The 22,745-nt window shown below is 60.9% G+C and carries 20 protein-coding genes; 16 read left to right on the forward strand and 4 right to left on the reverse strand.

What is annotated here, in order from left to right; translation table 11 throughout:
* The first annotated feature begins 50 nt into the window (after window positions 1-50).
* The 4 genes from HB675_RS08035 to HB675_RS08050 all read left to right on the forward strand — a co-directional run bounded on the left by HB675_RS08035 (window position 51) and on the right by HB675_RS08050 (window position 3,066).
* Window positions 51-1,499, forward strand: a complete 1,449-nt coding sequence (locus tag HB675_RS08035; RefSeq protein ID WP_213877463.1) for a PLP-dependent aminotransferase family protein — start codon at window positions 51-53, stop codon at window positions 1,497-1,499.
* A gap of 112 nt (window positions 1,500-1,611) precedes the next feature.
* A complete protein-coding gene (locus HB675_RS08040; RefSeq protein WP_213877465.1) occupies window positions 1,612-2,070 on the forward strand; it encodes a translation initiation factor 2 in 459 nt (152 codons plus the stop codon).
* A 99-nt stretch (window positions 2,071-2,169) separates the two neighbouring features.
* Entirely contained in the window at window positions 2,170-2,421 is a 252-nt protein-coding gene (locus HB675_RS08045; protein WP_213877467.1) for a YkgJ family cysteine cluster protein, read from the forward strand.
* A 33-nt stretch (window positions 2,422-2,454) separates the two neighbouring features.
* On the forward strand, window positions 2,455-3,066 hold the full coding sequence (locus HB675_RS08050) for an START domain-containing protein (protein ID WP_213877469.1): 612 nt from the start codon (window positions 2,455-2,457) through the stop codon (window positions 3,064-3,066).
* A gap of 57 nt (window positions 3,067-3,123) precedes the next feature.
* Here HB675_RS08050 and gltA read toward each other — a convergent pair whose 3' ends face one another.
* A complete protein-coding gene (gltA, locus tag HB675_RS08055) occupies window positions 3,124-4,413 on the reverse strand; it encodes a citrate synthase (RefSeq protein WP_213877471.1) in 1,290 nt (429 codons plus the stop codon).
* 361 nt (window positions 4,414-4,774) lie between these two features.
* On the opposite strand from gltA, the gene sdhC reads away from it, so the two are divergent.
* The 9 genes from sdhC to sucD all read left to right on the forward strand — a co-directional run bounded on the left by sdhC (window position 4,775) and on the right by sucD (window position 16,192).
* Complete coding sequence (sdhC, locus tag HB675_RS08060) at window positions 4,775-5,161, forward strand: succinate dehydrogenase, cytochrome b556 subunit (RefSeq protein ID WP_213877473.1); 387 nt, start codon at window positions 4,775-4,777, stop codon at window positions 5,159-5,161.
* On the forward strand, window positions 5,155-5,523 hold the full coding sequence (gene sdhD, locus HB675_RS08065; RefSeq protein ID WP_213877475.1) for a succinate dehydrogenase, hydrophobic membrane anchor protein: 369 nt from the start codon (window positions 5,155-5,157) through the stop codon (window positions 5,521-5,523). Before sdhC ends, sdhD begins: the two co-directional genes overlap by 7 nt.
* A gap of 3 nt (window positions 5,524-5,526) precedes the next feature.
* A complete protein-coding gene (gene sdhA, locus HB675_RS08070) occupies window positions 5,527-7,296 on the forward strand; it encodes a succinate dehydrogenase flavoprotein subunit (RefSeq protein WP_213877477.1) in 1,770 nt (589 codons plus the stop codon).
* 11 nt (window positions 7,297-7,307) lie between these two features.
* The gene (locus tag HB675_RS08075; RefSeq protein ID WP_213877479.1) at window positions 7,308-8,012 is read left to right on the forward strand and encodes a succinate dehydrogenase iron-sulfur subunit; all 705 of its coding nucleotides are present in this window, start codon (window positions 7,308-7,310) and stop codon (window positions 8,010-8,012) included.
* 268 nt (window positions 8,013-8,280) lie between these two features.
* Window positions 8,281-11,112: a 2-oxoglutarate dehydrogenase E1 component gene (locus HB675_RS08080; protein ID WP_213877481.1), complete on the forward strand. Its 2,832-nt coding sequence runs from the start codon at window positions 8,281-8,283 to the stop codon at window positions 11,110-11,112.
* A 42-nt stretch (window positions 11,113-11,154) separates the two neighbouring features.
* Window positions 11,155-12,378: a 2-oxoglutarate dehydrogenase complex dihydrolipoyllysine-residue succinyltransferase gene (odhB, locus tag HB675_RS08085; protein WP_213877483.1), complete on the forward strand. Its 1,224-nt coding sequence runs from the start codon at window positions 11,155-11,157 to the stop codon at window positions 12,376-12,378.
* Between the two features lie 112 nt (window positions 12,379-12,490).
* Window positions 12,491-13,927, forward strand: coding sequence for a dihydrolipoyl dehydrogenase (gene lpdA / locus HB675_RS08090; RefSeq protein WP_213877485.1), 1,437 nt, complete (start codon window positions 12,491-12,493; stop codon window positions 13,925-13,927).
* Between the two features lie 211 nt (window positions 13,928-14,138).
* On the forward strand, window positions 14,139-15,305 hold the full coding sequence (sucC, locus tag HB675_RS08095; protein WP_213877487.1) for an ADP-forming succinate--CoA ligase subunit beta: 1,167 nt from the start codon (window positions 14,139-14,141) through the stop codon (window positions 15,303-15,305).
* Window positions 15,305-16,192, forward strand: coding sequence for a succinate--CoA ligase subunit alpha (gene sucD / locus HB675_RS08100; RefSeq protein ID WP_213877489.1), 888 nt, complete (start codon window positions 15,305-15,307; stop codon window positions 16,190-16,192). Before sucC ends, sucD begins: the two co-directional genes overlap by 1 nt.
* A gap of 136 nt (window positions 16,193-16,328) precedes the next feature.
* Here sucD and HB675_RS08105 read toward each other — a convergent pair whose 3' ends face one another.
* Window positions 16,329-16,886, reverse strand: a complete 558-nt coding sequence (locus HB675_RS08105) for a GNAT family N-acetyltransferase (RefSeq protein ID WP_213877491.1) — start codon at window positions 16,884-16,886, stop codon at window positions 16,329-16,331.
* Window positions 16,887-17,200: 314 nt separating this feature from the next.
* On the opposite strand from HB675_RS08105, the gene brnQ reads away from it, so the two are divergent.
* Complete coding sequence (gene brnQ / locus HB675_RS08110; protein ID WP_213877493.1) at window positions 17,201-18,514, forward strand: branched-chain amino acid transport system II carrier protein; 1,314 nt, start codon at window positions 17,201-17,203, stop codon at window positions 18,512-18,514.
* Between the two features lie 64 nt (window positions 18,515-18,578).
* Here brnQ and HB675_RS08115 read toward each other — a convergent pair whose 3' ends face one another.
* Entirely contained in the window at window positions 18,579-18,878 is a 300-nt protein-coding gene (locus HB675_RS08115) for a hypothetical protein (protein ID WP_213877495.1), read from the reverse strand.
* A gap of 228 nt (window positions 18,879-19,106) precedes the next feature.
* Between HB675_RS08115 and htpG the strand changes: the two genes are divergently transcribed.
* Together htpG and HB675_RS08125 are read left to right on the forward strand one after the other, a co-directional pair.
* A complete protein-coding gene (gene htpG / locus HB675_RS08120; RefSeq protein WP_213877497.1) occupies window positions 19,107-21,011 on the forward strand; it encodes a molecular chaperone HtpG in 1,905 nt (634 codons plus the stop codon).
* A 74-nt stretch (window positions 21,012-21,085) separates the two neighbouring features.
* Window positions 21,086-21,811, forward strand: coding sequence for a dienelactone hydrolase family protein (locus HB675_RS08125; RefSeq protein ID WP_213877499.1), 726 nt, complete (start codon window positions 21,086-21,088; stop codon window positions 21,809-21,811).
* A gap of 66 nt (window positions 21,812-21,877) precedes the next feature.
* Here HB675_RS08125 and HB675_RS08130 read toward each other — a convergent pair whose 3' ends face one another.
* Window positions 21,878-22,738, reverse strand: a complete 861-nt coding sequence (locus tag HB675_RS08130; protein ID WP_213877501.1) for a pirin family protein — start codon at window positions 22,736-22,738, stop codon at window positions 21,878-21,880.
* Window positions 22,739-22,745: the final 7 nt, after the last annotated feature.

A 22,745-nucleotide genomic window follows, 5' to 3' on the forward strand; every position in this document is an offset into this window, starting at 1 on the left:
ATGAATCCGGTGGGTCTTACCCTGCAGTGCGACCCCCGACAGAGCCGCCCATGACCAGCCTCCTGCTATATCAGCGTATTGCCCAGCAACTGGCCGAAGACATCCGCCGGGGCGTCTATCAGCCCGGCGAAAAAGTGCCATCGGTGCGCAAGATGAGCTCGCAGCTCAATGTCAGCCACGCCACCGTATTGCAGGCCTATGCGAATCTTGAGGATCAGGGGCTGATTCGCGCGCGGCCGCAGTCGGGCTATTATGTGCATCAGACTCCGGCGCTGACCGCCGCCACCCCGGACATCGCGCGGGTCGAGCGGCCAGGGTTGGTGACCCGGGGCAGCATCATCCAACAGGTACTGGACGAGTCCCGACGCGACGGGGTCTTTCCGTTGGGGGCGGCGACGCCAAGGGTTGATTATCTGCCAGTCCGCGCGCTGCACCAGCAATTGGCCAAGGTCACCCGCTTTCAAAGCCCCCGCGCCTTCAGCTACATGTTCAGCCCAGGTTTCGAGCCCTTGCGCCGTCAGGTCGCCATCCGCATGCGCGATGCGGGCGTGGTGGTAGACCCCTCGGAAGTGGTGATTACCCACGGTTGCGTCGATGCCTTGCAGATGTCCTTGCGGGTGCTGACCCGGCCGGGTGACCTGATCGCCGCTGAATCGCCGACCTATTACGGTCTGTTGCAACTGGCCGATCTGCTGGGCCTCAAAGTCATCGAAATCCCCAGTGACCCCACCACCGGCATCAGCCTGGAAGCCTTGCAGCTGGCCGCCAATCAATGGTCGATCAAGGCGCTGGTGCTGACCCCGCGCTTGAGCAATCCGCTGGGCGGGACCATGCCGGAAGAGCGGATGAAGCAGTTGTTGCGGCTGGTGTCCGACTTCGACATTCAGGTGGTGGAGGACGACATCTATGGCGAATTGATGTTCGAGCAGGGCAAGACCAAGGCGCTCAAGGCCTATGACCGGCTTGGACAGGTCATCTACTGTTCGAGCTTTTCCAAGACCTTGTCGCCGGGGGTGCGAGTGGGTTGGATGATCGCCGGCAAGTATCAGCCGCAGATCGAGCGCTTGCAGACCTTCACCACCCATTCGGCGTGCAGCGTGACCCAGATGGGCATTGCCAGTTATCTGGAAAATGGCGGTTACGACCGTCACTTGCGGTTTATTCGTCAGGAATACCGCAAGAACCTCAGCGCCTATCAACTGGCAGTGCAGCAATACTTTCCCGAGGGCACGCAGATCACTCGGCCCAGTGGCGGTTTCATCCTGTGGGTAAGCCTGCCGGGGCGGGTCAACACCCAGGAATTGCACGTGCGGGCGCTGGAGCAGGGCATCAGCATTGCCCCAGGCTTGATCTTCAGCAACACGGAACAATTCAATCACTGCATCCGTCTCAATTGTGGGATCCCGTGGAATCGCGAGGGGGATCGAGCGCTGATGACGTTGGGCATGCTGGCCACCCAGCTGTGTCTTGAAGTGGCTTCAGGCCAAAGCCTCTACTGATCCGACATAAATATTTACTGATTGTTTACCTCAGTGGTGTGGGTTGGCCCTTGTCAATGGCTAGCCACACGGTGAGCATATAAACCCCCTGTTTCAGTTGTAACACCTGCCTATGACTGCCCTGCGTTGTGTTGTTGTGCTGCTGTTGGGTCTTGCCACGCCGTTTACCTGCGTCTGGTCGGCTGCGGCCGTGGATTCGGCCGGTGCCCCGGTCAAGGCACAGGTGCACAAGAGCCCCATGGCCAAACCCACCCTCAAGGACAAGAAAAAGGCCACGTCCGCCAGCAAGACCAAGTCGCGCAAGGAAGCCGATGCCATCGCCGCACCCGTGCCCAAGGCCAAACTGGACCTGAGCCTGCCGGCCGCCATGGTCAAGGACTTGCATCCCCCCGGCAAACCGGCCGCGGTACCCGTACATGATGGCTACTTGCCGCCGTTGTTTCCCGACAAGAAGCCGGACGATTCGTACCAGATCAACCCACGCCTGCTGAGCAACGAGATGCAGCTGCAATTGCGCAATGAAGACCGCAAGATCGACGGTGCAGCGCTGGATTTCGAATTCAAGCAGTGATTGCGGAGACATCACGGGTCGGTAATTTGCGTTTCAAACGTGCGTTTAAGCGGTTAACATCGAACTCCGTTCATTGCCTGTCTCAGAGGGTGTTGCCCCATGAATTGCCGTGAAGGCTGCGGCGCTTGCTGCATTGCGCCCTCTATCAGCAGTCCGATCCCTGGCATGCCGCAAGGCAAGCCGGCGGGCCAGCGTTGCGTGCAGCTGTCGGCCGCCAACCTGTGCCAGATTTTCGGCCAGCCCGAGCGGCCGGCGGTGTGCAGCGTGTTCAGCGCCGCGCCCGACGTGTGCGGCGAGACCGACGAGCAGGCGCTGCAGTTGCTGACCTGGTGGGAACAGGCCACTGCCTGAGCGGATTCGATTGACCACAACAAGGATAAAATCATGGCATCGCTTCACCGAATGGCAGTTGTCTGCGGGCTGGCGGCATCGCTCGGTATTATTTCTCAGGTTCAGGCCGAGGATTGGCAGACCGCCAAGCAGGCCGATGGCATCACCGTCTCCCTGAGCAGTGTGCCGGGGTCGGAATACAAGGCGTATCGCGGCGTGGTGCTGATCAACGCCAGCGTGGCGAAGATCCGTGCCTTGCAGGAAGACGTGGTGACGGCGTGCCGTTGGATACATGAATGCAAAATGCAGAAGCTGCTGAAAGCCGAAGGCGACCAGGCCTGGACTTATACCCAGTTCGATACGCCCTGGCCGGTGACGCCTCGTGACTCGGTGCTGCACGTGACCAATTCGATCGGTACAGATGGCACCGTGACACGAAAACTCGAGGGTGTACCCAACTATCTGCCCGAGGAGAAGGGCTTCGTACGGGTCGCCCAGGTGGAAGGTTTTTGGAAACTCGTGCCCAAAGGGCCGGCCAGCACCGAGGTGACGTATCAGGTACACACCGAACCTGGCGGCAGCGTGCCGTCGTTCGTGGCCAACAAATTTGTGGTGGACGCGCCGTTCAACACGCTCAAAGCGCTGAAAGAACACGCCGAGCAATAACTGAAGCGTATAAAAAACCCGCCATTTTTGACGGGTTTTTTTGTGCCGGACAGACCCTTATTTACGGTCTTCCAGCTTGCTCACGTCACGTGACGGCGATCCGGTGTACAGCTGGCGCGGACGCCCGATCTTGTACGGGCTGGAGAGCATTTCCTTCCAGTGCGAGATCCAGCCGACGGTGCGGGCGAGGGCGAAGATCACTGTGAACATGCTGGTGGGAATGCCGATCGCCTTGAGGATGATCCCCGAGTAGAAGTCGACGTTCGGGTACAGCGAGCGCTCGATGAAGTACGGGTCGGTCAGGGCGATCTCTTCCAGGCGCATGGCCAGTTCGAGTTGCGGATCGTTGTTGATGCCCAGTTCCTTCAGCACTTCGTCGCAGGTCTTTTTCATGACCGTGGCACGAGGGTCGCGGTTCTTGTAGACGCGGTGACCGAAGCCCATCAGCTTGAACGGATCGTTCTTGTCCTTGGCCTTGGCAATGAAGGTGTCGATGTTCGAGACATCGCCAATTTCATCGAGCATGGTCAGCACGGCTTCGTTCGCACCGCCGTGGGCAGGGCCCCAGAGCGCGGCGATACCAGCAGCGATACAGGCGAACGGGTTGGCCCCCGAAGAGCCCGCCAGGCGCACTGTGGAGGTCGAGGCGTTCTGTTCGTGGTCCGCATGGAGGATGAAGATCCGGTCCATGGCCTTGGCCAGCACCGGGCTGATCGGTTTGATCTCGCACGGCGTGTTGAACATCATGTGCAGGAAGTTTTCCGCGTACGACAGGTCGTTGCGCGGGTACATCATGGGCTGGCCCATGGAGTACTTGTACACCATCGCTGCCAGGGTCGGCATTTTCGCGACCAGACGCACCGCCGAGATTTCACGGTGCTGCGGGTTATTGATGTCCAGCGAGTCGTGGTAGAAGGCCGACAGGGCGCCGACCACGCCGCACATCACCGCCATCGGGTGCGCGTCGCGACGGAAACCGTTGAAGAAGGTCTTCAGCTGTTCGTGAACCATGGTGTGGTTCTTGATGGTGACGACGAAGGCGGCCTTTTGCTCGGCGGTGGGCAATTCGCCGTTGAGCAGCAGGTAGCAGGTCTCGAGGTAGTCCGACTGTTCGGCCAGTTGCTCGATAGGGTAGCCGCGGTGCAGCAGGATGCCTTGATCACCGTCAATGTAGGTGATCTTCGACTCGCACGAAGCGGTCGACATGAATCCAGGGTCGAAGGTAAAACGGCCCGTGGCGGTCAGGCTCCGGACGTCGATCACATCGGGACCCACGGTGCCGGTTAAAATCGGCAGCTCGACGGGGGCTGCGCCCTCGATGATCAACTGCGCTTTTTTGTCAGCCATGTGGCCTCCTATTAATGCTTGGTATCATCAGACAGACCCCCCACGCAGGGCCCGCACCACTATAGTGTGATAAACACGAATGTCAATTTGCCGCAGGGACTGCCGTGCAGGCGGGCTGGCACGCGGCTTTCAGATGAATTTTTCTATCGATGATTTCATCCTCCCGATGCATTCAAGGTTGACAGATTGGTTGTACGATGACTCGGTGATCACGTTGTCATTAGTAGACTAACTGTCTATACTCGGCAGCCGACCGCCAGGGGCTTTTCAAGCGCCTAACGGGGTCGTCACTTCCTGGGTGGTGGGTACCTGACCAGTACACTTCCCGACAACTTGCCCTGCTTGCTAGGGGCTCTTCAGTGTGAAAAAAGCCGTGAATAGCCAACGACCTGTAAACCTAGACCTAAGGACCATCAAACTCCCTGTCACTGCTTACACGTCCATTCTCCATCGTATTTCCGGTGTCATCCTCTTCGTGGGCATTGCCATCATGCTTTATGCATTGGGCAAATCCCTCGGCTCCGAGGACGGCTTCGGCGAGGTGAAGGCGTTTATGACCAGCGCGCTGGTCAAGCTTGTGATCTGGGCCTTGCTCTCAGCCCTGCTGTATCACATGGTGGCGGGCCTGCGCCACCTGATCATGGACACGGGTGTCGGTGAAACGCTGGAAGGCGGGAAGCTGGGCTCGAAAATCGTCATCGTCGTTTCTCTGGTGCTGATTGTGCTGGCAGGAGTCTGGATATGGTAACCAACGTCACGAACCTTTCGCGTTCGGGCCTGTATGACTGGATGGCGCAGCGTGTGTCGGCGGTCGTTCTCGCGGCTTATTTTCTGTTCCTGATCATTTACCTCGTGGTGCACCCCGGGCTGGAATACGCTCAGTGGCATGCACTGTTCTCCGCCCTGTGGATGCGTATTTTCAGCCTGTTGGCGCTGGTAGCGCTGGGCGCCCATGCCTGGGTTGGCATGTGGACCATCGCGACCGACTACCTCACGCCCATGGCGTTCGGCAAGTCGGCCACGGTCATACGTTTCCTGTTCCAGGCGGTATGCGGCATTGCAATGTTCGTGTACTTCGTCTGGGGTGTGCAGATTCTTTGGGGTATCTGATTCATGGCAATTAATTCGATGACTTTCGACGCCATCATCATTGGTGGTGGCGGTGCTGGCATGCGCGCTGCGCTGCAGCTGGCTCAAGGCGGTCACAAGACCGCCGTGGTAACCAAGGTTTTCCCGACCCGTTCACACACCGTGTCGGCCCAGGGCGGCATCACTTGCGCCATCGCGTCGGCCGACCCGAACGATGACTGGCGCTGGCACATGTACGACACCGTCAAGGGCTCCGACTACATCGGTGACCAGGACGCTATCGAGTACATGTGTTCCGTCGGCCCGGAAGCCGTGTTCGAGCTCGAGCACATGGGGCTGCCGTTCTCCCGTACCGAGCAGGGCCGCATCTACCAGCGTCCGTTCGGTGGCCAGTCCAAGGACTTCGGCAAGGGCGGCCAGGCGGCACGTACCTGCGCGGCGGCTGACCGTACTGGCCATGCGCTGCTGCACACTTTGTACCAGGCCAACCTGAAAGCCGGCACTGTATTCCTCAATGAATACTACGCAGTCGATCTGGTGAAAAACCAGGACGGCGCCATTGTCGGCGTGATTGCCATCTGCATCGAAACCGGCGAGACCTCGTACATCCGCGCCAACGCGACGGTACTGGCCACCGGCGGCGCGGGCCGTATCTATTCGTCCACCACCAACGCCCTGATCAACACCGGTGACGGCGTCGGCATGGCCTTGCGGGCTGGCGTGCCGGTACAGGACATCGAGATGTGGCAGTTCCACCCGACCGGCATCGCCGGCGCAGGTGTACTGGTCACCGAAGGTTGCCGCGGTGAAGGTGGCTACCTGATCAACAAGCACGGTGAGCGTTTCATGGAGCGCTATGCGCCCAACGCCAAAGACCTCGCCGGTCGCGACGTGGTCGCACGCTCGATGGTCAAAGAGATCATTGCCGGCAACGGCTGTGGTCCGGATGGCGACCACGTGATGCTCAAGCTCGACCACCTTGGTGAAGAAGTCCTGCACAGCCGCCTGCCAGGCATCATGGAGCTGTCCAAGACCTTTGCCCACGTCGATCCCGCCGTTGCGCCGATCCCGGTCGTCCCTACCTGCCACTACATGATGGGCGGCGTGGCCACCAATATTCACGGCCAGGCCATGACCCAGGATGCCAACGGCAACGACGTCATCATCCCGGGCCTGTTTGCGGTTGGCGAAGTGGCGTGCGTATCGGTGCACGGTGCGAACCGTCTGGGCGGCAACTCGCTGCTCGATCTGGTGGTGTTCGGTCGCGCGGCCGGTCTGCATCTGGAGAAAGCACTGAGCGAAGGCATCGACTACCGTCGTGCCAGCGATACCGACCTGGAGGTGGCCCTGGCCCGTCTGGACGGCCTCAACGCCCGCACCACGGGTGAAGACGTTGCCTCCTTGCGCAAAGAGCTGCAAAGCTGCATGCAGAATTACTTCGGTGTATTCCGCACCGGCGAGTACATGCAGAAGGGTATCGCTCAACTGGCGACCCTGCGCGAGCGTATCGCCAGCGTCAAGATCAACGACAAGAGCCAGGCCTTCAACACGGCTCGTATCGAAGCGCTTGAGCTGCAGAACCTGCTGGAAGTGGCCGAAGCCACCGCGATTGCCGCCGAGCATCGCAAGGAGTCCCGCGGTGCTCACGCCCGTGAAGACTTCGAAGACCGTGACGACGAGAACTGGCTGTGCCACACCCTGTACTTCCCGGGTGAAAAACGCGTGGCCAAGCGTGCCGTGAACTTCTCGCCGAAGACAGTTCCGACGTTCCAACCCATGATCCGGACTTACTGAGGGTGGCCGCCATGTTGCAAGTCAGTGTTTACCGCTACAACCCCGACCAGGACAGCGCACCGAAGATGGTCGACTTCCAGGTCGACACCGGTGGCAAGGACGTCATGGTGCTGGACGTATTGGCCCTGATCAAGGAACAAGACGAAGGCTTCTCCTACCGTCGCTCGTGCCGTGAAGGCGTGTGCGGTTCCGACGGCATGAACATCAACGGCAAGAACGGCCTGGCGTGCATCACGCCGCTGTCGGCCGTGGTCAAGAACAACAAACTGGTGCTGCGCCCTTTGCCGGGTTTGCCAGTGATTCGTGACCTGGTTGTCGATATGAGCATCTTCTATAAGCAGTACGAGAAGGTGAAGCCGTTCCTGTTGAACAATACGCCTGCGCCGGCTATCGAACGCCTGCAGAGCCCGGAAGAACGGGAAAAGCTGGACGGTCTGTACGAGTGCATCCTGTGCGCTTGCTGCTCGACCTCCTGTCCTTCGTTCTGGTGGAACCCGGACAAGTTCCTGGGCCCCGCCGCTCTGCTGCAGGCTTATCGGTTCCTGGCCGACAGCCGTGACACCCAGACCAATGAGCGTCTGGCGTCGCTGGATGACCCCTTCAGCGTGTTCCGCTGCCGCGGGATCATGAACTGCGTGAACGTTTGCCCCAAGGGTCTGAACCCGACCAAGGCAATCGGCCACGTACGTAACATGCTGCTGTCCAGCGGTACCTGATACAGCTTTAGTGCTTTAGCGTAGAAACACCTGTTGTACCGCAAGCCGCCAGGCGCTGGCATCGATGCCAGTGCCTTGGTGATAACCCGAGCAGGGGTCCTGTGACCTTTGCTTTTATCTTGTAGTAATGAGACCAGCAGGGGCATCCGGGCTGGTACCCGGACTGTCTGTACGATGGCGAACGACCTGGAGATTGGCGGCTTGCAAGCTGCCCGGGCCATTCTGTCACGCGCGCGGATGGTGGGCCCCTAACCGAGGGTGACCAAGCATGCAAGAAAGCGTGATGCAGCGCATGTGGAACAGCGCCTACCTTTCAGGTGGTAACGCTGCCTATGTGGAAGAGCTCTATGAGCTTTACCTGCACGACCCTAACGCTGTGCCAGAAGAATGGCGCACCTACTTTCAGAAGCTGCCCGCCGATGGGAGCTCTGCCACCGACGTTTCGCACTCCACTATTCGTGATCATTTCGTGCTGCTGGCGAAAAACCAGCGCCGTGCGCAACCGGTTTCTGCCGGCAGCGTGAGCAGCGAGCATGAAAAGAAGCAAGTTGGAGTGTTGCGACTGATTCAGGCCTTCCGGATGCGCGGCCACCAAGCGGCCCAGCTGGACCCGCTGGGACTTTGGAAGCGACCGGTTCCGGCCGACCTGTCAATCACCCAGTACGGCATGACCAATGCCGATCTGGATACGACCTTCCGTGCCGGCGACCTGTTCATCGGCAAGGAGGAGGCGAGCCTACGCGAAATTCTCGACGCCTTGCAGCAGACATATTGCCGCACCATTGGCTCGGAGTTCACCCACATCACCGATTCCGAGCAACGCAGCTGGTTCCAGCAGCGTCTGGAAAGCGTGCGTGGCCGTCCCTCGCTGTCCGCCGAGACGAAGAGCCATGTGCTCGAGCGCGTTACCGCCGCCGAGGGCCTGGAAAAATACCTGGGCACCAAGTACCCGGGCACCAAGCGCTTCGGTCTGGAAGGGGGAGAGAGCCTGATTCCGATGCTCGACGAGATCATCCAGCGTTCCGGCTCGTACGGCACCAAGGAAATCGTCATCGGCATGGCCCACCGTGGCCGCCTCAACGTGCTGGTCAACACCTTCGGCAAGAGCCCGCGCGAGCTGTTCGACGAGTTTGAAGGCAAGAAGAAGGTCGAGCTGGGTTCCGGTGACGTCAAATACCACCAGGGCTTCTCCTCGAACGTGATGACCACAGGTGGCGAAGTGCACCTGGCCATGGCGTTCAACCCGTCTCACCTGGAAATCGTTTCGCCCGTGGTGGAAGGTTCCGTGCGCGCCCGTCAGGACCGTCGCAACGACGCGGTCGGCGACAAGGTGCTGCCGATCAACATCCACGGCGACGCCGCGTTCGCCGGCCAGGGTGTGGTGCTGGAAACCTTCCAGATGTCCCAGACCCGCGGTTTCAAGACCGGCGGCACGATCCATATCGTGATCAACAACCAGGTCGGCTTCACCATCAGCAACCCACGTGACGCGCGCTCCACCGAGTACGCCACCGACGTGGCGAAGATGATCCAGGCGCCGATCCTGCACGTGAACGGCGATGATCCGGAAGCCGTGGTGTTCGTTACCCAGCTGGCCATCGACTATCGGATGCAGTTCAAGCGCGACATCGTCGTCGATCTGGTCTGCTACCGTCGTCGCGGCCACAACGAGGCCGACGAGCCGAGCGGCACCCAGCCGCTGATGTACCAGCAGATCGCCAAGCAGCGCACCACCCGCGAATTGTACGCCGAAAGCCTGATCAAGGCCGGCGCGCTGGACGAAGCCGGGGTGCAGGCGCAGGTCGACGAGTACCGCAACGCCCTGGACAACGGCCTTCACGTGGTCAAGAGCCTGGTCAAGGAGCCGAACAAGGAATTGTTCGTAGACTGGCGTCCGTATCTGGGTCATGCCTGGACGGCGCGTCACGACACCAGCTTCGACCTCAAGACCCTGCAGGAACTGTCGGCCAAGTTGCTGGACGTGCCAGAAGGCTTCGTGGTGCAGCGTCAGGTCTCGAAGATCTACGAAGACCGGCAGAAAATGCAGGCCGGTGGCTTGCCGATCAACTGGGGCTACGCCGAAACCATGGCCTACGGGACCTTGCTGTTCGAGGGCCACCCGATCCGCATGACCGGCCAGGACATCGGCCGCGGTACCTTCTCGCACCGCCATGCGGTGTTGCACAACCAGAAGGATGCCGAGACCTACGTTCCGCTGCAGAACCTGTTCGACGGCCAGCCACGTTTCGACCTGTATGACTCGTTCCTGTCCGAAGAAGCGGTGCTGGCGTTCGAATACGGCTACTCCACCACCTCGCCCAACGCGCTGGTGATCTGGGAAGCCCAGTTCGGCGACTTCGCCAACGGTGCGCAAGTGGTGATCGACCAGTTCATTACCAGCGGCGAGCACAAGTGGGGCCGTCTGTGCGGTTTGACCATGCTGCTGCCCCACGGTTATGAAGGGCAGGGGCCGGAGCACTCCTCCGCGCGCCTGGAGCGTTACCTGCAACTGTGCGCCGAGCACAACATTCAGGTCTGCGTACCCACCACCCCGGCACAGATCTACCATCTGCTGCGCCGTCAGGTGATTCGCCCGCTGCGCAAGCCGCTGGTGGTGCTCACGCCTAAATCGCTGCTGCGCCACAAGCTGGCTGTTTCGACCCTCGAAGACCTGGCCCATGGTTCGTTCCAGACCGTGATTCCGGAAGTCGATACCCTCGACGCCGCCAAGGTGACTCGCCTGGTGCTGTGCAGCGGCAAGGTGTACTACGACCTGCTGGAGAAGCGCCGCAGCGAAGGTCGCGATGACATCGCCATCGTGCGCATCGAGCAACTGTATCCGTTCCCGGAAGACGACTTGATGGAGGCCATTGCGCCTTACACCCATCTTGAAAACGTGGCCTGGTGTCAGGAAGAGCCGATGAACCAGGGCGCCTGGTACAGCAGCCAGCACCACCTGCGTCGCAGCATCGGCAACCACAAGCGTGGGCTGGGCCTGGAATACGCCGGTCGCGATGCGTCGGCAGCGCCGGCCTGCGGTTACGCTTCGATGCACGCCGAGCAGCAGGAAAAACTGCTCAACGATGCTTTCACTGTCTAATGCCATCGGGCACAAGAAACCGAATTTAAGGAACCACTGATAATGGCTATCGAGATCAAAGCCCCTACCTTCCCGGAATCGGTTGCCGATGGCACCGTTGCCACCTGGCACAAGAAGCCGGGCGAAGCGGTCAAGCGTGACGACCTGATCGTCGACATCGAGACCGACAAGGTAGTGCTGGAAGTACTGGCCACGGCTGATGGCGTATTGGGTGCCATCGTCAAGAACGAAGGCGACACCGTTCTGTCCGACGAAGTTCTGGGTTCCATCGAAGCCGGCGGCGCTGCTGCCGCACCGGCTGCGGCACCTGCCGCCAGTGCAGCACCAGCACCTGCTGCTGCCCCGGCTGCCGCCTCCGCTGAAGAAGACGCCAATGGCCCGGCGGCTCGCCGCCTGGCTGAAGAAAACGGCATCAACCTGGCCAACGTCAAGGGCACTGGCAAAGACGGCCGCGTGACCAAGGAAGACGTGGTTGCCGCCATCGAAGCCAAGAAGTCCGCGCCGGCGGCTGCCAAGCCTGCCGCACCGGCCGCTGCCGCGCCGGTGGTCACTGCCCCGGGCGACCGGACCGAGAAGCGCGTGCCGATGACCCGCCTGCGTGCCAAAGTGGCCGAGCGTCTGGTCGAAGCCCAGTCGAACATGGCCATGCTGACCACGTTCAACGAAGTCGACCTGACCGAAGTCATGGCACTGCGTTCGAAATACAAGGACCTGTTCGAAAAATCCCACAACGGGGTTCGTCTGGGCTTCATGTCGTTCTTCGTCAAGGCTGCCACCGAAGCGCTGAAACGCTTCCCGGCGGTCAACGCGTCGATCGACGGTGCCGACATCGTCTACCACGGCTACGCCGACATCGGTGTCGCAGTGTCCAGCGACCGCGGCCTGGTGGTTCCAGTCCTGCGCAACGCCGAATCCATGAGCCTGGCTGAAATCGAAGGCGGCATCGCCACCTTCGGCAAGAAGGCCCGTGACGGCAAGCTGTCCATGGACGACATGACCGGTGGTACCTTTACCATCACCAACGGTGGTACCTTCGGTTCCATGCTGTCGACCCCGATCGTGAACCCGCCACAAGCGGCCATCCTGGGCATGCACAACATCATCCAGCGTCCCGTGGCGCTCAATGGGCAAGTGGTCATTCGCCCGATGATGTACCTGGCACTGTCCTACGATCACCGCCTGATCGATGGCAAGGAAGCGGTAACCTTCCTGGTGACCATCAAGAACCTGCTGGAAGACCCGGCGCGTCTCTTGCTCGACATCTGAATTAGGCGCAGCTGACCGCTGCGGGCGGCAAGCGGCAGGCTCTCACCGAGCGCCTGCCGCTTGCCCTCGCCGCTAACGGCTCGAAGCTCGAAGCTAATAGGGAACCTTTGTTATGTCGCAAAAATTTGACGTGGTAGTGATCGGTGCAGGCCCTGGCGGCTATGTCGCGGCCATCAAGGCTGCCCAACTGGGCCTGAAGACCGCCTGTGTCGAAAAATACCTGGACAAGGAAGGCAAGCTGGCGCTGGGCGGTACCTGCCTGAACGTCGGTTGCATTCCTTCCAAGGCGCTGCTGGACAGCTCCTGGAAGTTCCACGAAGCACAAGACGGTTTCGCCATTCACGGCATCAGCCACAGCGGCGTGCAGATGGACGTGCCGGCCATGGTGGGTCGCAAGTCGAACATCGTCAAGAACCTGACCTCCGGCGTCTCGACCCTGTTCAAGGCCAACGGCGTGACCACCCTGCAAGGCCACGGCAAGCTGCTGGCCGGCAAGAAAGTCGAAGTCACCGGTCCCGACGGCTCGGTTGAAGTGGTTGAAGCCGACCACGTGATCCTCGCCTCGGGCTCGCGTCCGATCGACATTCCTCCGGCTCCAGTGGACCAGAACGTCATCGTCGACTCCACCGGCGCCCTGGAATTTCAGGCCGTGCCCAAGCGTCTTGGCGTGATCGGCGCCGGCGTCATCGGCCTGGAACTGGGTTCGGTATGGTCGCGTCTGGGGGCTGAAGTGACGGTCCTCGAGGCCTTGGAGAAATTCCTCCCGGCGGCCGACGAAGCCGTGTCCAAGGAAGCCTACAAGACCCTGACCAAACAAGGTCTGAAGATCGCCCTGGGCGCTCGCGTGACCGGTTCCAAGGTCAACGGTGAAGAAGTCGTGGTTACCTACACTGACGCCGAAGGCGAGAAGACCATCACCTTCGACAAGCTGATCGTTGCGGTCGGCCGTCGTCCGGTGACCACCGAGTTGCTGGCCGCCGACAGTGGCGTGGATCTGGACGAGCGTGGTTTCATCTTCGTCGACGACTATTGCAGCACCAGCGTGCCAGGCGTCTACGCCATCGGTGACGTGGTGCGTGGCGCCATGCTGGCGCACAAGGCCTCGGAAGAGGGCGTCATGGTGGTCGAGCGCATCAAGGGTCACAAGACCCAGATGAACTACGACCTGATCCCGTCCGTGATCTACACTCACCCGGAAATCGCGTGGGTCGGCAAGACCGAACAGACCCTGAAGGCCGAAGGCGTTGAAGTCAACGTCGGCACCTTCCCGTTCGCTGCCAGCGGCCGTGCCATGGCGGCCAACGACACCGGCGGCTTCGTCAAGGTCATCGCCGACGCCAAGACCGACCGCGTACTAGGTGTTCACGTGATCGGCCCGAGCGCTGCAGAATTGGTTCAACAGGGCGCAATCGGTATGGAATTCGGCACCAGCGCCGAAGACCTCGGGATGATGGTTTTCTCCCACCCGACCCTGTCCGAAGCGTTGCACGAAGCAGCGCTGGCCGTGAATGGCGGCGCCATTCACATTGCCAATCGCAAGAAGCGTTAAGCAAACAATAAGAAACCACGGCACTCCGCCCGTCGCAGCCACACGCCTGCCGCGGAACGAGCGCCGGACTCAACCTCGTGCAGCACGGTGTGGCCTTGGTCAAGGCTCGCACTGCAAGCGCGATCAGCAGTCACAGGTGGTGCGGCCCTCCCTGCCCAGGCAGCCGAGAGCAGCGCCGAAAGCGCAGTACCTAACGAAGACGGTAAAAAGCATGAATCTTCACGAGTATCAGGGTAAGCAGCTGTTTGCTGAATACGGCCTGCCAGTTTCCCAGGGTTTCGCAGTCGACACCCCGGAAGAAGCTGCAGCAGCCTGCGACAAGATCGGCGGCACCGAATGGGTCGTCAAGGCTCAGGTTCACGCGGGTGGTCGCGGTAAAGCCGGCGGCGTCAAGCTGGTCCGCTCCAAGGAAGACGCCAAGGCCTTCGCCCAACAGTGGCTGGGCAAGCGTCTGGTGACTTACCAGACTGACGCCAACGGTCAGCCTGTCACCAAGATCCTGGTTGAATCGTGCACCGACATCGCCAAAGAGCTGTACCTGGGCGCCGTCGTTGACCGTTCGAGCCGCCGTATCGTGTTCATGGCCTCCACCGAAGGTGGCGTGGACATCGAGAAGATCGCTCACGACACTCCTGAAAAGATTCTGAAAGCAACCATCGACCCACTGGTTGGCGCTCAGCCATTCCAGGGCCGTGACCTGGCTTTCCAACTGGGTCTTGAAGGCAAGCAAGTGGCTCAGTTTGCGAAAATCTTCGTCGGCCTGGCCAAGCTGTTCAAGGACCATGACCTGGCCCTGCTGGAAGTCAACCCGCTGGTGATCAAGGCGGACGGCGACCTGCACTGCCTGGACGCGAAGATCAACATCGACGCCAACGCCATGTACCGTCAGCCCAAGCTGAAGACCTTCCACGACCCGTCCCAGGACGATGCGCGCGAAGCCCATGCGGCCAAGTTCGAACTGAACTACGTGGCCCTTGAGGGCAACATCGGCTGCATGGTCAATGGTGCCGGTCTGGCCATGGGTACCATGGACATCGTCAACCTGCATGGTGGCAAGCCAGCCAACTTCCTCGACGTGGGCGGTGGTGCCACCAAGGAGCGCGTGACCGAAGCGTTCAAGATCATTCTGTCCGACAGCAATGTCGCGGCCGTGCTGGTCAACATCTTCGGCGGCATCGTTCGTTGCGACATGATTGCCGAAGGCATCATTGGCGCCGTGAAAGAAGTCGGCGTGAAAATCCCGGTGGTTGTGCGCCTTGAAGGCAACAACGCTGACCTGGGCGCCAAAGTACTGGCAGAAAGCGGTCTGAACATCATCGCGGCCACCAGCCTGACCGACGCTGCTCAACAAGTCGTTAAAGCTGCGGAGGGCAAGTAATGAGCGTCCTGATCAATAAAGACACCAAGGTCATCTGCCAGGGCTTCACCGGCTCGCAAGGTACCTTCCACTCCGAACAAGCCATCGCCTACGGCACCAAGATGGTCGGCGGCGTCACTCCGGGCAAGGGCGGCACCACGCACCTGAACCTGCCGGTGTTCAACACCGTTCGTGAAGCAGTCGAGCAGACCGGTGCCACCGCGTCGGTGATCTACGTTCCGGCTCCCTTTTGCAAGGACTCGATCCTGGAAGCAGCATTCGGCGGCATCAAGCTGATCATCTGCATCACTGAAGGCATTCCGACCCTGGACATGCTGGACGCGAAAGTGAAGTGCGACGAGCTGGGCGTACGCCTGATCGGGCCGAACTGCCCTGGCGTGATCACCCCAGGCGAATGCAAGATCGGCATCATGCCCGGTCACATTCACTTGCCAGGCAAGGTCGGTATCGTGTCCCGTTCCGGCACCCTGACTTACGAAGCCGTGAAGCAGACCACCGACGCCGGTTTCGGCCAGTCGACCTGCGTCGGCATCGGCGGCGACCCGATCCCGGGCTCCAACTTCATCGACATCCTGAAGCTGTTCCAGGAGGACCCGAAGACCGAGGCGATCGTGATGATCGGCGAGATCGGCGGTTCGGCTGAAGAAGAAGCGGCTGCCTACATCAAGGCCAACGTGACCAAGCCGGTGGTGTCCTACATCGCCGGTGTGACTGCCCCTCCAGGCAAGCGCATGGGCCACGCGGGCGCGATCATCTCTGGCGGCAAGGGTACGGCCGACGAGAAGTTCGCCGCCCTGCAAGACGCCGGCGTTAAAACCGTGCGTTCGCTGGCCGACATCGGCAAGGCCCTGGCCGAGTTGACCGGCTGGGAAATCAAGAAGGCCTGAGCCTGGCTTGATTGAGTGGTAAAGCAAAGGCTGCCTTCGGGCGGCCTTTGTTGTTTCAGCGATATGCGCAATGTCGTCCGACCGCATCGCGGACTCCTGCACCCGCCGTAGGAGCCCGCGATGGTGGTAACGCTCTCTATCGGTTGCGTAGTCGCCACTCCTCGCGCGTCATCTCCCAGATCTCTTCCACCAACTGCCCGCAGACAAACTCATCAGGCCGGCTGTCGACCATGCGCATGCCCTCACGGGTGCTCAGGCGCCGAGAGGCTTCGTTGACCGCGGCCTTGGCCACGCGCAGGCTCGGTTGCCCAAGGGTTTCGAACCAGAAACGGGTGACCACCGCGCATGCCTCGCTCATCAGGCCCTGGCCCTGCCAGGGCGGGGCAATCCAGAAGCCGCGTTGATTGTCGGGCTCATCCATCACGCAGATCACCCCGATCATGAGCTCGGGGTTGGCACGCAGGCGCAAGGTCCAGTGCCATTCCTCCCCATCGGCCATGGCGGGCAACGCATCCTCGCGAATGTGACGCAAGGCTTCACCCTCGGGGTAGGGCCAGGGGACCAGGTGGGTGAGGTAGCGCACGACTTCCCAATCATTGAACAACGCCTGGTAGCGGTCGGCGTCGGCGACGCACAGCGGCTCGAGGATCAGGCGTCGGGTGCAGAGTACCGGCGTGGGGATCAAATCTGACATGGCGTCTTTTTCTCTTTCTTGGCAAGTGACGATATTTTGCGTGCCCAGTCTGTTTATTGTCTGTCGGACGTTTCCCAAATTGCGGGCTCACGGACAAGCAAGATTTGTCTGATATCGGTGCGTTCCATCGGCTGACAGCCCTGAAAAGGTGCGTTTCGTCGCCTATTTCGTTACTCTGGCGCCGCTTTGCGTTCGCCGCCCTCACAAAGGGCCGACGCGCGTCGAAGGCCTGCCTCCATCAAGGCCGGTGACATTTCCCTCACCCCTCGGGAAATCCTCTCTAAATTACGATTTGAACGTGTGGTTTCCTTCTGATGAAAGTGTTGAAAGGCCAGGACATCCTGGCATTGGGTTTCATGACCTTTGCGCTCTTCGTAGGCGCGGGGAACATCATCTTCCCGCCCATCGTCGGCCTGCAGGCGGGGCCCCACGTGTGGATGGCCGCGCTGGGCTTCCTGATCACGGCGGTCGGCCTGCCGGTGATCACGGTGGTGGCCCTGGCCCGCGTCGGTGGCGCCATGGACGCCCTGAGCAGCCCCATCGGCAAAGTCGCCGGCGGTGTGCTGGCGGCGGTGTGCTATCTGGCCGTGGGCCCCTTGTTCGCCACCCCGCGTACGGCCACGGTGTCGTTCGAAGTGGGCCTGGCGCCGTTGACCGGTGACAGCCCGCTGGCCTTGTTCCTCTACAGCGCGGTGTACTTCGTGATGGTGTTCATTGTCTCGCTGTACCCCGGCAAGTTGCTCGACACGGTCGGCCGCTTCCTGGCACCCCTGAAGATCATTGCCCTGGCCGCGCTCGGCATTGCGGCCTTCATGCTGCCTGCCGGCGACATCGGTTCGGCCACGCCCGAGTACGTGGCCGCGCCGTTCTCCCAAGGCTTCGTCAACGGCTACTTGACCATGGATACCCTCGGGGCGCTGGTCTTCGGTATCGTCATCGTCAATGCCATCCGCTCCCGTGGCGTCGAGTCGCCGGTGCTGATCACTCGCTACGCGATCATTGCCGGCCTGATCGCCGGGGTCGGGTTGGCGCTGGTCTACGTCAGCCTGTTCCGCCTCGGCGCGGGCAGCCATGCCGTGGCGGCGAGCGCCACCAACGGCGCTGAAGTGCTGCACGCCTATGTCCAGCACACCTTCGGCTCCCTGGGCAGCGGCTTCCTCGCGGTGTTGATCTCGCTGGCCTGCCTGGTCACCGCCGTCGGCCTGACCTGCGCTTGCGCCGAATACTTCAGCCGCGTGTTGCCATTGTCCTACAAGACCCTGGTGCTGCTGCTGGCGGTGTTCTCGCTGGTGGTTTCCAACCTGGGCCTGACCAAGCTGATTCACTTCTCCATCCCGGTGCTGACCGCGATCTACCCGCCGTGTATCGCGCTGGTGGCCCTGAGCTTCTGCAAGTCGTTGTGGCACTCGCAGGCGCGTATCGTCGCGCCGGTCATGGCAGTGTCGTTGCTGTTCGGCATGGTCGATGCGCTCAAGGGCGCGGGGCTGGGTGAGTGGCTGCCGGCGTCGCTGGATCACCTGCCGTTGAGCAGTCAGGGGCTGGCGTGGCTGGTGCCGAGCGTGGCGATGTTGTTGATTGCGGTGGTGATGGATCGGGTGTTGGGCAAGCCTGAGACGGCGGCGGCATAAAGGCCTGAAGCCAGACACAAAAAACCCGACCTCACGGTCGGGTTTTTTTATGCCAGCAAGAACCTCAGTTCTTGGCAGGCGCCTGAGTCTCTGGCGCAGGCGCCGGAGCCGTCATGGTCGAGCCTGGAGTGGCAGCATCGGTGCCTTCTTTGGCGCGAGCGGCAGCCGCCTGGTTGGCGTCGTCCTGAGCCTTGGCATTTTCCTTGTTGGCATCGTTCACTTTGTCCTGAGCCTGGTCCATTTTCTTCTGGGCCTGCTCGGCGTGGGCCTGGGCATCCTGTTGCTTGTCTTCGGATTTTTTGTCGCAGGCGGCAAGGCCAAGGGCAGCGGTCAGCATGAGGGCAGTGGCGAGAGTAGTGCGCATGGGTGTTTCTCCTTATTTATAGTCTGTTACGCGCTGTTGGAGCGTAGCCGAATAGCATTAGTTCCGACTATTGAGGTTCGGCAAGACGGCGAAGTGCGTACGAGATGTCCGATCTGAAAAGGCCCTCGCCACCCTTGAAATCCCCTCATCCACCCCCATCTGCTTGTCATCCCGCCGCAAAGCTTTTCGGCTGCGCGGCTTCTGCCATCTGATTGGAGTTTGATGACCATGAGTGTGGAAACTCAAAAGGAAACCCTGGGCTTCCAGACCGAGGTAAAGCAGCTGCTGCACCTCATGATCCATTCGCTGTATTCCAACAAGGAAATCTTCCTTCGCGAATTGATCTCCAACGCTTCCGACGCCGTGGACAAGCTGCGTTTTGAAGCGCTGTCCAAGCCTGAGTTGCTGGAAGGCGGCGCCGAGCTGAAAATCCGTGTGAGCTTCGACAAGGACGCGAAAACCGTCACCCTCGAAGACAACGGCATCGGCATGAACCGTGAAGAAGTGATCGCCCACCTTGGCACCATCGCCAAGTCCGGCACCGCCGACTTCATGAAAAACCTCAGCGGCGACCAAAAGAAAGATTCGCACCTGATCGGCCAGTTCGGCGTTGGCTTCTACTCGGCGTTCATCGTTGCCGACCAGGTCGAAGTGTTCAGCCGCCGTGCCGGCACCGCCGCCAGCGAAGGCGTGCACTGGTCGTCCAAGGGCGAGGGCGAGTTTGAAGTCGCCAATACTGACAAGGCCGAGCGCGGCACCCGTATTGTTCTGCACCTCAAGTCCGGTGAAGACGAGTTTGCCGACGGCTATCGCCTGCGCAACATCATCAAGAAGTACTCCGATCACATCGCTCTGCCCATCGAGCTGCCCAAGGAAGCCGAAGCGGCTGAAGGCGAAGACAAGCCTGCCGTTGAATGGGAAACCGTCAACCGTGCCAGCGCGCTGTGGACCCGTCCGCGTACCGAGATCAAGGACGAGGAATATCAGGAATTCTACAAGCACATCGGTCACGACTACGAGAACCCGCTGAGCTGGAGCCACAACAAGGTCGAAGGCAAGCTGGAGTACAGCTCGCTGCTGTATGTGCCCGCCCGTGCGCCGTTCGACCTGTACCAGCGCGAAGCACCACGCGGCCTGAAGCTTTACGTGCAGCGCGTGTTCGTCATGGACCAGGCCGAGTCGTTCCTGCCGCTGTACCTGCGCTTCATCAAGGGTGTGGTGGACTCAAACGACCTCTCCCTGAACGTGTCGCGCGAGATTTTGCAGAAAGACCCGATCATCGACTCCATGAAGTCGGCGCTGACCAAGCGCGTGCTGGACATGCTGGAAAAACTGGCGAAGAACGAGCCGGAGCAATACAAGGGCTTCTGGAAGAACTTCGGCCAGGTGCTGAAGGAAGGCCCGGCCGAAGACTTCGCCAACAAGGAGAAGATTGCCGGCCTGCTGCGCTTTGCTTCTACCAGCGACGACAGCGGCGAGCAGAGTGTCGGCTTGGCCGACTACCTGTCCCGGGTCAAGGAAGGCCAGGACAAGGTCTACTTCCTGACCGGCGAGTCCTATGCGCAGGTCAAGAACAGCCCGCACCTGGAAGTGTTCCGCAAGAAAGGCATCGAAGTGCTGCTGCTCACCGATCGCATCGACGAGTGGCTGATGAGCTACCTGACCGAGTTCGATTCCAAGAGCTTTGTCGATGTCGCCCGTGGCGACCTGGACCTGGGCAAACTGGACTCCGACGAGGACAAGAAGGCCCAGGAAGAAGTGGCCAAGGACAAGGAAGGCCTGGTCGAGCGCTTGAAAGCAGCTTTGGGCGACAGCGTCAGCGAAGTGCGTGTTTCGCACCGTCTGACCGACTCGCCGGCCATTCTGGCCATTGGCGAACAGGACCTGGGCTTGCAGATGCGCCAGATCCTCGAAGCCAGCGGGCAGAAGGTGCCGGATTCCAAGCCGATCTTCGAATTCAACCCCAGCCACCCGCTGATCGAGAAGCTGGATCACGAGCAGAGCGAAGATCGTTTCACCGACTTCTCGCACATCCTCTTCGACCAGGCGGCGCTGGCAGCTGGCGACAGCCTCAAGGACCCGGCGGCCTACGTCCGGCGCCTGAACAAGTTGCTGGTCGAGTTGTCCGTTTAAGCAGTTGAACAAAAGGCCCGCCTCGGCGGGCTTTTTGCATTTCTCGTTGGTGTCTTTTAATTGGGGAGTAATCCATGAGCAATCCACAAGCGCAATCGCTGGTCTATCAAATCGACGGGCAGGCCTTTGAAAGCCGCCTGTTCCATGACGGCGACATCGTGTCGGCTCGTCCCGGCCTGATCATGGCGCCCAACTGGATGGGTGTCAGTGAAGGTGCCGAGCGCATTGCTCACGCCGTGGCCGCTCAAGGTTATGTCGTGCTGCTGGTGGACCTGTACGGCCAGGCCGTACGTCCCGCCAACGGTGACCAGGCCGGCGCGGCGATGATGCCGATGAAAAATGACCGTGCGTTGCTGCTCAAGCGCATGAACGCCGGTCTTGAACAGCTCAAGATCCAGACCGTTGCTGCCGTTGATACCAGCAAGCTGGCTGCTTTCGGCTTCTGCTTCGGCGGTTGCTGCGCGCTGGAACTGGCCCGTACCGGTGTCCCGCTCAAGGCTGCCGTATCGTTCCACGGTACCCTGGACACGCCAAACCCGAGCGCGACCAAGATCGATGGCTCGGTGCTGGTGCTGCACGGCGAAGCCGACCCGCTGGTGCCCAAAGAGCAACTGCCGGCCTTCATCGAAGAAATGAACAACGCCAAGGTCGATTGGCAGCTGACTTCCTTCGGCGGTGCCTACCACTCGTTTACCGACCCGGAAGCCAACAACCCTGGCGTGCAGATGTTCAACCAGAAGGTCTCGGATCGGGCGTTCAAGAACATGTACGACTTGTTGGTGGAAGTGTTCAAGGACTGATAGCGCGAACGGCCATCGCGACCTTGGTCGCGATGGCCACGGCGGTGGTGGTTCACGGCACGTGCATCACGGCCACTCGATTCGTCCGATCTCTCCTGGCACCACCGGCCAATCCCCGGATTCCCAGCGCTGCTGGGCCGCATCGAGCAACGTCACATCGCTGGCCACCCAGTTCCAGCGCATCCGCCGTGGTCCATCCAGCGCCTTGCCTCCGATCACCATGGCATGGCAATCGCTCAGCGCACGCAGCGTGTAGACCTCGCCTTCAGGCAGCACCACCAGGCTGGCGGCAGGCACCTCATCGCCGTCCAGTTCGCAATTCCCGTCGATGACGTACAAGGCCCTCTGCGGGTGTTCTGCGGGAATCGACAGGGTTGCTCCCGCCTGCATGTGGATCTCGGCGTACAGCGTGCCAGAGAGCACCGGAACGGGGGACTTCAGGCAGAACCCACTGCCGGCGATCAGGCGGATCTGCACGCCCAGGGATTCGGACACCGGCAGTTGCTCGGCCGGATGATAGCTGTAGTGCCCCGGGCCCTGCTCGTCGGCTTGCGGCGAAGCCAGCCAGACCTGCAGGCCGTGAACCCGTGAACCGCTCTGACGGAGGGGCTCGGGCGTGCGCTCGATGTGGGCGATGGCGCTGCCGGCGGTCATCCAGCTGACTTCGCCTGCGCTGACCACTTGCTCGGACCCCAGGCTGTCCTTGTGCAGCAGTTGCCCTTCGAACAGGTAGGTCAGGGTCGACAGACCGATATGGGGATGCTGGCGAATATCGATGCCTTCGCCAGGGGCATAGGCGGTGGGCAGCATGTGGTCGAAGAACACGAAGGGCCCTACGCTGCGGCACTTGGCCGACGGCAGTGGACGCAGGATAGGCTGGCCTTCGACGTCTTCGGTCTTGGGGCGGATGAGGAGGGGCAAAGGCATGGGGGCG

It is taken from the genome of Pseudomonas sp. dw_358 (genome assembly GCF_018449655.1).
Taxonomy (GTDB): Bacteria; Pseudomonadota; Gammaproteobacteria; order Pseudomonadales; family Pseudomonadaceae; genus Aquipseudomonas.